Annotated in this window: 6 protein-coding genes; 5 read left to right on the top strand and 1 reads right to left on the bottom strand. The window is 33.0% G+C overall.

Annotated elements, in window-relative coordinates:
* Positions 1-376, bottom strand: a 376-nt coding sequence (locus V5787_RS06155) for a transposase (protein ID WP_336892389.1), incomplete at its 3' end; no start/stop codon positions are given.
* Positions 377-856: 480 nt separating this feature from the next.
* Here V5787_RS06155 and V5787_RS06150 point away from each other — a divergent pair.
* The 5 genes from V5787_RS06150 to V5787_RS06130 all read left to right on the top strand — a co-directional run bounded on the left by V5787_RS06150 (position 857) and on the right by V5787_RS06130 (position 12,392).
* Positions 857-3,151 (top strand): heparinase II/III family protein, encoded by a 2,295-nt coding sequence (locus tag V5787_RS06150; protein ID WP_336892388.1) that lies wholly within the window; start codon positions 857-859, stop codon positions 3,149-3,151.
* A gap of 316 nt (positions 3,152-3,467) precedes the next feature.
* Positions 3,468-5,996, top strand: coding sequence for a glycoside hydrolase family 95 protein (locus tag V5787_RS06145; RefSeq protein WP_336892387.1), 2,529 nt, complete (start codon positions 3,468-3,470; stop codon positions 5,994-5,996).
* A 66-nt stretch (positions 5,997-6,062) separates the two neighbouring features.
* A complete protein-coding gene (locus V5787_RS06140; protein ID WP_336892386.1) occupies positions 6,063-9,560 on the top strand; it encodes a hypothetical protein in 3,498 nt (1,165 codons plus the stop codon).
* A 5-nt stretch (positions 9,561-9,565) separates the two neighbouring features.
* Positions 9,566-12,079: a heparinase II/III family protein gene (locus V5787_RS06135; RefSeq protein ID WP_336892385.1), complete on the top strand. Its 2,514-nt coding sequence runs from the start codon at positions 9,566-9,568 to the stop codon at positions 12,077-12,079.
* Between the two features lie 163 nt (positions 12,080-12,242).
* Complete coding sequence (locus V5787_RS06130) at positions 12,243-12,392, top strand: hypothetical protein (RefSeq protein WP_336892384.1); 150 nt, start codon at positions 12,243-12,245, stop codon at positions 12,390-12,392.
* Positions 12,393-12,752 lie beyond the last annotated feature (360 nt).

The raw sequence follows: 12,752 nt of genomic DNA, 5'->3' as shown, positions 1-12,752 counted from the left end.
AAAATAATTTTTCATAGGTTTTAGTTTTTGTCAATGCCGTTCTAAACCTACTCAATGTACTGTGGTCTGGTGCTACCTGTTCTATTGTCATTCCACAGAAATAGCTGAATGACAAACTATCGTTAAGTCTATCTTCTACTTCGTAATCGCTTAAACCATACCAACTCTGCAAAAGACACATTTTAAAAAGCAACAAACCATCATAGCAAGGCTTACCAACGGCACTTTTACCTCTGGAATAGTCCTTGTCTATTATTTTTGAAATTAGATCCCAATCGATAAGAATATTAATTTGACTAAAAAATGTAGATTTTATCTTTCTTGTGCGTAAATCACAAATGCTATCTGCAAAAGTAGGTGTTATTTGTAGTTTCATGGCTTGAATATACATCTTAATAAGCTAACAGACAATTATTTACACCCTAAGTTTGGGTCTTTGTTTTTGTCATGTACCTTGCAACGGTCTTGGTTCATCTAGTTATTTTTACTATTTAGTTTTAACAAAGAAAATAATCCTTAGAAAAACAACTAACACCAAATTTATCATCAACCATTTTGAAATTTATTTGGTATTAAATATTGATTCTGATCAAAATAATTCTGTTTCTTTCAATCGATTTTTGTCATTGTAAACTGTAGTTAGAAAAGCTAATGATAGAGAGGGAATTATATAAGCTTAAAAGGAATTTGTATTTTGGAATCTTTTGGGTGGCAAATCATAAAGAATTTTATAGATACATGCAAGAGTCTTAAAAGGTCATAATTTATAGTAATTGAACCATAATTTAAAATACATTTAAATGAAAAACAATAATATTATGGTCTATTTTTATCAATAACTTAAAATTTATTTGCTATGAAAAATAGAATTTTACTTGTTGTTTTTTGCTTATCTATGTGTACAGTGTATTCCCAAAAAAGAAACTATTTGTTGTATACCGATGGGAATATTTCTAATTTTAAAGAGCAAATAAAAGTAGATAATACTATTAAAAGTAGCTGGGAAGATCAGTTGAAAAACGCTGATGACTTGGTGCTAAAAGGAAAATATAAAGTGGCAGATTGTCAAGTATTAGGTTTGGCATACCGAATGACAGGAGATGAGAAATATGCAAAAATCATAAAAAAAATACTATTCAATTATATATCTAAAGAAACATGGGAAAGTCAAGGATTATTAAATAGAACTCCTTCGTGGAAAGGAGGGTTAAAAACATCTCATACTAGTTTCTTTACTTCCATAGGTTTTGATTGTATTTATCTTTATTTAACGAAAAAAGAAAGAAAAGAAATTGCAGAAGGAATCGCAAAGGTGGGAATTAAACCTGCAATGGATGATTGGTTAAATGCAAATTCGAATATTCACACGTTTGATACCATGGGGCACAATTGGTGGAGTGCCTGTGTTTATATGGCAGGTTTTAGCGCATTGGCGATAAGAAATGAAGTGACTGATGCTAAATCTTGGGCATTAGATATAGATAAAACAGCTACTGAATGGGTCAATTATACAGGCAGTGTATTGCAAAATAAACCCCCAACATTCGATAAAGATGGAGGGTTTTATGAAAGTATTAATTATGCTTCTTATGGAATATCTCAATATCTATTTTTTAGATATGCCTTTGATAAAGTTTATCCAGAAATAAAGCAAGTGGATTTACCAATTCTTGATAAGATCGGGGACTTTTTTATCAAAACAACGTATTATGTAAAAGAGGGAAAGCCGATGACTGTAAATTTTGGTGACAGTTCTTTATTTAAAACAGGAAATGCATGTGTTACACTTTTATGGCATTTGGGATACCAAAACGATAGATACGCATGGTATATTAATCAAACAAATAAAGGTTCGGATAAAGAAGGTTTACAATTAGATACGCCAAATGGACTTATTTTAAATCCTGTTTTGCCAAATTTAAAGACTGATTTCTATCCAAATCTAGCAACATCTCATTTGTTTAAAGATATGGGCTGGGCTACTTTACGAAACTCTTGGGATAAAGATGCAACCATGTTAGCTGTGAAATCTGGTTTTACTTGGAATCATACGCATGCGGATGCTGGCTCTTATATTTTATTTCATAAAGGAAAAAATTTAATTATAGATTCTGGAAATTCATCGTATGGAAATCCTTTATATACTCAATATTATTGTCAGAGTGAAGCTCATAATGTAGTTGTTTTTGATGGAGAAGGGCAAAACAAAAAAGATCCATATTTTGGAGTTGTAAACCCAGGGTCGCTTCATGATTTGATAGAAGGAGAGAATTTCAAATATATTTTAGCAAATGCTACGGGACCTTATTCTCAAATACTGGCACGTAATTACCGTAGCTTTATATGGGTAGGTGATGTTATTTTAGTAATCGATGATTTGTTAGCACATAAGCAGGGGAAGTTTGAGTGGTTATTGCATTATAATGGAACGTCTAAAAGAAATGGACTTGATTTGTCTATTAAACAAGAAAATGCAGAAGTCTTAGTCCGTCCCTTGTTTCCTGAAACATTTCCTTTAGGAGGTTTGCCTCATGATTTTCCAGAGCAAATGCGATTGGAAAAAAAGTTAGGGTATAAAGATCATTATCCAGAAAACAAAGAGCCTTACTGGTCTATCAGTCATTTTAAAGAAACTGATAGAACAAAATTTATTTCAGCTATTATTTTAAAATCAGATGAAAATAAAGATAATTTACCTATTGTAAAACGATTTGAAGGTAAAGATTTTCTTGGCGTTTCTATTACTCAAAATGGAGAAACGACTCAGGTGTATTTTAATTTATTAGCAGATGGTAGACTAAAACACCGAAATAGTATAATCAATATGAATGGTTGGGAAACGGATGCTTATTTAACGGTTTTAAAGTTTAAAGAAGGAGAGGATACCTCTAAATACAGCAATATTCAAGAGTTTTTTGTGGGGCATGGAAGTTATTTACGTAGAGATGGACAAACGTTAATTCATGCTCTTTCAAAATATACGGCTTTGGTAGAAAATATTAAATCAACGCCAAAAATAATATTTCAAGGTCAACGTACTACAATACTTAGTCTGTACAGTGAAAAAAATAAATCGTCTGTAAGTGTAAATAAAAGGAAAATAAAGGCAACTTATAAGTCTTCAGATAAATTACTAAAACTAAAAAGATGAAATTAACACAATGAGGTCAAAATCAATTTTTTATAGCGTAAATACAATTGCATTCTGTGGTAAACTCGTTAGTGAAATTAGTACAACACTTAGATAATGTAAATTTACTTTAAGGTGCTTGTTTTTATGATGTTAGGAATGTATGGTAGTTGTATGAAAACAACAAAGTCAATGGTTTCTTTGGGGATGATATTTGGTTTATAACATGCTGATGGAGTATTTTATACAGCAAGTAGTTTTATAAAGGTATTGTCCTCAGAATAGTATTTAAATGGAATAAGCAATTATTATTGAATAATAAACACCATAATTAAAAATGAACAAATTAATATCTTTTAATAAAAACAGAATAATTACACATGTAGTTGTACTTGTTTTTGGAGTGTTTAGTGTTTTTGCTCAGAAAAAAAACACTGATTTAAAGCTCTGGTATGATGCGCCAGCAGCAAATTGGAATGAAGCTTTACCGTTAGGTAATGGCCGCTTGGCGGCTATGGTTTTTGGAAATCCAGTAAATGAAAATATTCAATTAAACGAAGGTACACTTTGGTCGGGTGGACCTCATAGAAATGACAATCCAGATGCTAAAGATGCGTTGGCAGATATTAGAGAGTTGCTTTTTCAAGAAAATTTTAATGAAGCACATAAATTGGCTAATGCAAAAATCATTTCAAAAACATCACATGGAATGCCTTATGAAACCGTTGGGGATTTGCGATTAAATTTTTTAGATCATGATGGATTTTCAGATTATTACAGAAAATTAGATATTGAAAATGCTGTAAACACAACAACTTATACTGTTGACGGTGTTGAGTACAAGCGTGAAATTTTTACATCTTTTACTGATGAAGTAATTGTGATGAAATTATCCGCTGATAAAAAAGATAAAATAAATTTTACTGCGACTATGGATAGGCCTAAACCAGCAAAGGTTTCTGTTTTTACAGAAAACAACAATGTTTTGGTCATGACAGGGTTTGGTACCGATAGAAAAAGTAAGAGGACTCCACGGAATGCTCCAGCTATTAAAGGAGAAGTAGAGTTTGATTCACGAATAAAAATTGTTCCTGATGGAGGAAAGGTAGAGGCCAAAAATAATCAATTAGTGGTTTCTAATGCTAATAGTGTGTTGTTGTATATTTCTATTGCAACTAACTTTGTAAATTATAAAGATGTTAGTGCAGATGCACATAAGAGAGCTGCTGATTATATTGTAGAAGCTGAAAAGAAAAGCTACAAGAAATTAAAGAAAGCGCATTCTAATTTTTATCAAAAATACTTTAACAGAGTATCGTTAAATTTAGGAGAAAGTAAATCGTTACAAAAAACTACTGATGTTAGAATTAAAGAATTTAGCAACGGTAACGACCCAGCATTGGCTGCTTTGTATTTTCAGTTTGGTAGGTATTTATTAATTTCTTGTTCACAACCAGGAGGTCAGGCAGCCAATTTACAGGGTTTATGGTGTAATCAATTAACTCCACCTTGGAAAAGTGCTTATACGGTTAATATTAATACAGAAATGAATTATTGGCCAGCAGAAGTAACCAATTTGTCTGAAATGCACGATCCTTTGATTCAAATGGTAAAAGACTTGTCTGAAGCAGGTAAAGAAACTGCAAAAGTAATGTATGGAGCAGATGGATGGGTAACACATCACAATACCGATCTTTGGAGAATTAGTGGTCCTGTAGATGGAGCTACATGGGGAATGTGGGTAACAGGAGGAACTTGGTTAAGTCAACATTTATGGGATAAATTTATGTTTAGTGGAGATTTAGAATACTTAAAGTCAGTATATCCAACTATGAAAGGAGCTGCTGAATTTTGTATGAGTTTTTTAACACCAGACCCTAAAAGTGGTTGGTTGATAATTTCTCCAACACTTTCGCCAGAGCATCCTCCAAAGGGACGTGCAAAAGGTGTAAATATTGAGTCTGGAGTTACTATGGATAACCAATTGGTATTTGATATGTTAACCAAAACAATTTCTGCGGCTAAGCTTTTAAAAGTAGATTCAGAGTTGATAAAACAAATGGAAGTTACATTGTCTAAGTTGCCACCAATGCAAATAGGGAAATACAACCAAATACAAGAGTGGATGAAAGATTTAGACGATCCAAAAGATGATCATCGTCATGTATCACATTTATATGGTTTGTACCCGTCTAATCAAATTTCACCCTACAGAAATCCAGAATTATTTAAAGGAGCAGAAAACACATTAATTCAAAGAGGAGATCCTTCTACTGGGTGGTCTATGAACTGGAAAATTAATTTATGGGCCCGTTTATTAGATGGAAATCACGCATATAAATTAATGAGTGATCAAATTAAATTAGTTGGTAGACCAGATTCTCCAAGAGGAGGTGGTACTTACGCAAATATGTTAGACGCGCATCCACCATTTCAGATTGATGGTAATTTTGGGTTTACTTCTGGAGTTGCAGAAATGTTAGTGCAGAGTCATGATGAGGCTATTCATTTGATACCTGCTTTGCCTGATGCATGGAATGATGGTCGTGTAAAAGGATTACGAGCTAGAGGTGGTTTTGAAATTACCGATATGGAATGGGAGAACGGAAAACTGGTTAAAGTTGTAATAAAATCAAACTTAGGGGGGAATTGTCGTATCCGTTCTTATGATGAATTAAAACTTAAGAAAGGAAAAGAATTGAATAGAGTATCTGCAGCAAATCCAAATCCATTCTATCAATATTCAAAAATTAAAAAACCATTGATTTCAGAATCTGCAAATATGCAAGAATTGTTTTTAAAGAAATCATATTTGTACGATGTAGAGACTAAAGCTGGACAAAGGATTGTGATTGTTAAAAAATAATATGATTATCAATCTATATATTAACAATGCCTATGTTAATATATTAGGTATAAAAGATATAAAGGAATGAAGTATTTATTAGTAGTTATAGTATTGCTATTTGGAAGTAAAGTTGATGCTCAATTGAAAAAATCCATTGGGAGATCGGATTTTTCAGATTGGTTGGGAATTGAAAAAGTTAAAAAAGAGGTTGCAATCATTAAAAGTGGAGAGCTAATATCTTACCAATATTCAAAAGCAAAATCATATTCAAAAGGGTTTAGAGATTATTATGCCAATGCCTTAGATTGGAGTGTTTACAAGGGATTAACTTTTGATATCTATCAGAAAAAAGAATCAGAAATTGAAATAGAAATTTTATTTTTTGTGGACGAATCAAATACAAGAACAATGCAAGGTGTCAGTAAAGCTAAAATCCAACTTATTGGAAAAGGTTGGCAAGAAGTTTTTGTACCCTGGGAGTTATTTGACTTGGTAAAAGGACAACGAGGAACATTACAAGGAGTCACGAAGTTACATATTGTAGCTAATTCTCAAAACAATAAAACACTTCAAATTAAAAATATTTTTTTAAGCAAAGGACAAACTCTCGTTTTAGAATCAAAAATGAAAGGGAAGTCTGCAAAAGCGGGGAATAAGGTGCAATACGAATTAGAATTAGGGAATACTACCGATGAAAATCAGATAATACAGTTGATAATTCCAAAGTTGGGATGGGAATCTATGCAAACAAGCATTAAACCTTCTGTAATTGAATTGGCACCAAATGAAATAAAAAAATGTATAGTTGAGGTGAGAATTCCTTCTGCTGTGCCTCAAGGAGTACGAGAAAAACAAGTAATAAAAGCACTTAAAAACGGTAGTGAAATTGCGTCTATAGAGTTTACGACAGTAGTTACCGTTCCTTCTCCTTTTATCGTTCACACGAACGAAGGTTGGGATGAGGTTAAGGAAAAAACAAAAAATTATGATTGGGCTAAAGATGAGTTAGTTGAATATGAGGCAAAGGCGAAAAAATGGAATGTTCCAAATTATGCCACAACCACAGCACCTATAAATGCTTTTCGTGGTAGATATCTGTTTCATAATAGGGAAGCAGATAATGCAATGAATTGTGCCATAGCATATCGTTTAACAGGTAAAAAAGAATATGCTCAAAAATGTGTTGAGATGTTGCGTAAGCTTTCTGACTTAGAGAACGGTTACCCTGCTACTTTTAGAGTCAATCAAAATAATTTTGTAAAAGAAGGAGGCGTATTTCAGGATTTGGCACGAACTTATGATATGGTGATGGATTGTGGCCTTTTTACAGATGAAGACCATATACTTATTGAAAACACCTTCCGTCTATTTATTGAAACAGTTCAGTTAGGTAATGATGAAGGTGGAATTGGAAATTGGGACTTAAGTGAATTGGTTGGTGCTTTTTACTGTGCTTTAACAATTCAAGATTTTCATTTAGCTGAAGGTGTGTTGAATTCACCAAGTGGAATTATTCAACAATTTGCACAAGGTGTTATGAACGATGGTTGGTGGTACGAGTGTTCGGTGGGATATAACCTTTGGTGTTCAACTATGTTTTCTGAAGTAGCAATTGCATTACGACCTTGGGGGATTAATTTAGTAGATAAGCAAATTAAACTTGGTACCACACCCTATTACTCATTGTTGCCTGAGCGTATGAAACCAGGCTTGTATGGTATGGATTTTAATAAATGGGGAGCCTTGCACAAAAGCAGTATTGGTATTAAAGATATGTGGAATGCTCTCATTCCATTCTTAGATTATCGTGGAGTAATGTTTGCCGTAAACGATGCTAAAGAAGATTTAGTAATTGGAGAGCCTTACGAGTTGGCTTATTATTTGTATCGCGATCCAGAATATGCAGCAGTAATACAACGAGGTACTAAAAGAAATCTTTTATACGGTGTACCTGAGTTGCCAAATGTTATCTCGAAAAAAACAACTCAATCAGCTTATGCTGACAATATGGGGATAGTTCAATTGCGTTCTCAAACAAAAGGTAGAGAGCAAAGAGAACAAATTCAGGCAGCACTTCATTATGGAACACATGGAGGCTATCATGGTCATTTTGATAGAACAAATTTTTTAAGCATGATGCGTTATGGAAGAAGTTTCTATAATCCTGAAATGTATTGGTATGGTTATAAATCGTTTTTGTATAAGTTTTTAGTTCAAACGTCTATCAATAAAAATATGGTTGTAGTTGACGAAAAAATGCAAGAGCCTAAAGAAAGTTTTAAAACACTTTTTTATACAGGTGATATGATGCAAGTAACTGCTGTAGAAACTAAAGCACGTTGGAGTAACCCACCTTATGGAGGCATGGTATACGGTGATAAAACAGGGGTGCCCTTAACTCAGAAAATTTGGGATGAAGGACGTTCTATATTTGTGCCCAAAGACACACCTGAGTATGGAGAGCTTACAGATTTTAGTGAACCGGTTATGCAACGACGATTGATGGTTATGATGGATGATTATATTGTATTGGCAGATTATTTACAAGCCAATGAAGAGCATACATTTGATTGGTTATTTCAGATGAAAGGTTTTAAAGAAATTAATGCCGATAAATTAGAATTAATCAGACATGATAATCAAATGAATACTGAACCCTTGGGTAGTGCACAGTTTATAACAGATTGTAACTGGTATAAAACAGAGGGTACTTCGCGTTCACAATTTGAAATGTGTTGGGGAGAAGGATGTGATAATGAAGGTGGTCGTATGCCACACAGTGAAGATGGTGTATTAAAAATTGATGTAATCACTGCTTGGCCTCAGCAAAATGAAATTATGATTGGTACAGCTCCAGAGAACTTTGGTGTAAACAAGCAATTATGGTATTCTGTTAGCGCAGACAATGAAACGTTATTGAATGATCATTCTGGTGTTTGGATATTAGGAAGTAAGAATGTTGAGCTAGATATTACAGGGAAAACACAACTGCTGTTATCAACCAAAATAAAAGTAAAAGCAAAGAAAAATACCGTTTTTTGGGGTGATGCTAAAATAATATTAAAAGATGGTTCCGAAGTACTTGTTTCATCGCTTCCTATTATTTATAAGAATATTAATATACCAAAAATTTCCGGATTGGATTATTATGGAGGGCCAGTGAAAATAGCAGGAGAAGCTATGCCTAATTCAACTCCAGGTATGCCAAAGAACTATAAGGAATCTGGAGAGATTATTATTGACTTAACAGGATTGGATGCGGTAACTTTTCAAGCTAAAATAGGTGGTGATTTTCCGTTAGGAGATGAGTCTTCACGTCGAAAAACAATGGCTGTAAGAACCAAAGGTAAAACGACAAGATATTTGTCTGTTATTGAACCTTTCGAATCTGAATCTGTAATTAAATCAGTAATAGCGAATAGTGCAAATGAGCTAGTTGTTGAGTTAAAAGATGGAAGGAAACAGGTAATTACTATTTCAGAGTTAGACGGAGATGGGAATGAAATTAAAGTTGTCGTAAAGGAGTACTTGAAAGGTATACTTATACGAGAAGAACAAAGTTTTAATAATGTATCAAATTAAATAGTATGTATAATTATGCCCTGTTGAAAGTAACGAATAAATATTTCTACTTTCTTTTATTAGTATTTGTAAGTTTTTCTGGTTTTTCAAAGAGTCAAAACGATAAATTATCGAGTAAGCAACAAACGAAAACGGCTAATGTAAATGATACCATTCACTATGCGTTTCAATTGAAAAACACGTCTAATACGTCACAAATATTTTACTTAAAAGTAAAAAACACTAGACAATTAGCCTGTGAAAACTTGTTAAGAGATACTGAGGTGTCGTTAATGCCAAATAAAATATACAATGGAATATTATCCGTTGTTATAAGTGATAGAATGGCAATAGGTGGAGTTGAATCTAGTTGTATTATTTTAGAAAATGAAGAAAAGAGAGAACTTGAAAGCTTAGAGTTTATTTCAGTACGTTCCAAGTCCCATCCTTTTTTATTGGTGACGAATGAAATTATTGAAGAAGCTAAAGAAAAAATTAAAAACTATGATTGGGCACAGCAAAATTTAAATAATATGCTCCATGAATTAGATCGGTTTGAATTTCCAGAACGAAAAATAATTATCAAACCAAGGCCCACTAAAGTTTGGTCTAGTTTAAATTATAAAGCGAGTGATGGCGAAAAAGCTTTTCAATTAGGGTTAGCATATAAATTAACAGGTAAGGTAGCCTATCGAGATAAATTGATTGCACTTATAAAGGCAGTATGCGACAAAGACGAAGGATATTTGTCTATAGGAGCAGTCACAAATGGAGTACAGGTTCATGAGGGGAATTTCTTTTTATTTTTAGCTGCAGCTTGTGATCTTGTTTTTGATGAAGAAACACTATCGGATGTAGATCGAGAAAATATTGAAAATACATTCCGTTTTTATTTAAAATTGAATAAAAAGCATATGAGTGGTTTGGGCATCATGAATCACCAAGCTAGTGCAAATGCAGGAGCTATCGTGTCAGCTCTTTTTTTACAAGATATTGCAGAGGTTGAGTTTTTGACGGATGCTGAGGGAGGTATGGCAGATCAAATTTCTAAAGGTGTTATGGCTGATGGATGGTGGTTTGAGGGAACTGCCAATTATTGTTATTTAGTAACACAACGCTATACTTTGGTAGCACAAGCTTTTCAAAATTATGGTTGGGATTTATACCATAGACGTTTTCCTGTTAAGTTTAAAAGTAAGGATTTTGATAATGTAAAGGAAGGTTTTGCTGGAATGAAATTTGATAATTGGGGACCTACAGGATCAAATACGAGAGGTTTAGAAGATATGGTTTCGCCTTATATACCCTTTATGGATGAGAATGCTTATGTGGTGGCTAGCAATGATTCAAATTTAAAAGAACCCAATGAATTTTATGAATTTGCTTATAGAGCGTATAAAAATAATGATTTAGCTTGGGTAATTAGTAAAAGTAAAAGAGACTCATGGGGCTCGTTAATGTATGGTGTAGCAGAATTACCTAAAGTTGACGATCCAAGAACAGACTCTGCCCTTGCATCTAATGTAGGCTTAGTAGCTCTACGATCACAAGGGAAACATCAAGAGCCTAAAAACCAAATTCAAGCATTTTTTAAATTTGGAACTCATGGAGGATGGCATGGTCATTTTGATAGAGCAAGTATGGTTGGTCTAGGGCGTAATGGACATAAATATTTTGGTACTGAAATGGTTTGGTATGGTTATGGAAATCCTGGTTATAAAGAATGTGTACAAACCTCTGCTACTCATAATATGATCATCGTTGATGAATTACAACAAGAGGCGGTTCCTTCTAAACAAACCTTGTTCTATAAAGGAGATATGATGCAAGTCACGGTTGTTGAAACAAATGCACGTTGGAAAAAAATTCCTAAGTGGAATGCAGAAAAATTTCCACCATGGGACGAGACTTCTTATGATGCTAATTTTCAACCCGTACTTCAAAAGCGTTTGTCAATTCTTACAGATGATTATATGGTAATTGCGGATTTTATGAAGTCAAATAAAAAACATGATTATGATTGGTTGATACATCCAGTAGGTTTGCAGTCAAATAATGGGTTAAAAGCACAAGGGGCTTTATTGGGTCAATTGAGTACTAAAACGGATTCTCCTTATAAATATTTTGAAAATGCCCAATGGTATATAATGAATAAGGGATCTAAAATTAAATTTAATGAAGAAGGAAATAAACTAGATATTTATACTCTTTGGCCTAAAAAAGCAAAGGCAGTCATTGCTAATTATCCGAATGGAGGCAAACAAAGAACGGTGAGGAATAACCCTGACCGTAGAACGTATGGGGTTAGGGTTCATAAAAAAGAAGCTGCCTTTTTACATGTAATTGAACCTTATAAAGGAGATAGTATGATTGTTAAAATTAAATCTAAAAGTGCTTCTGAATTAGTAGTTTATTTAAAAGATGGAAGGAAACAGGTAATTACTATTTCTAATTTAGAGAGTACAACTGTTGACATTATGGTAAGTGTAATTGAATATAGTGATGGTGAAATTATTAGAGAGGAAAAAACAAACAAATAAGCACCTGTGTTATACCAAATGAATTTCAGAGTGGTTAATTTGTCAAGAAACAAAACACAAATAAGTATAAGTAAGACTGTTGCAAGGTACATGACAAAAACAAAGACCTAAACTTAGATTGTATATCATTGTTTGTTAGTTTATTAAGACGTATATTTAAGTTATGAAACTACAAAGAACACCTACTTTTGCAGATAGCATTTGTGACTTACGCACAAGAAAGATAAAAGCTACATTTTTTAATCAAATAAATATTCTTATCGATTGGGATCGAATTTCAAAAATAATAGACAAAGGACTATTCCAGAGGTAAAAGTGTCGTTGGTAAGCCTTCTTATGATGGTTTGTTGCTTTTTAAAGTAAGAGCATTGCAACGGTCTTAAGTTTAGTGGTAATCGGAAAGTCAGTCGATTTCTAAATCCCACACGAAGACAATATAAAGCGTTACCAGCCATAACACAAAAAAACAATGGAGGTTTTAATAATTTTTTTTGGAAGAAAAAAGAATATAGTAAAACGATTATCACCACACATATTAAGACCGTTGCATAATGCTCTTTTCATTTTTAGATTTCAATTTTGACTTTTTAAATCTAAAATTTATATTTTTTTTTCTTATTTTCATTGTTTATGTTAGTTATGGATCTATTTTTTGGTTCATTTTCCTTTAGTT

The organism is Flavicella sp., from assembly GCF_037132785.1.
Taxonomy (GTDB): Bacteria; Bacteroidota; Bacteroidia; order Flavobacteriales; family Flavobacteriaceae; genus Flavicella.
This window is presented reverse-complemented; position numbering and strand designations above follow the sequence as displayed.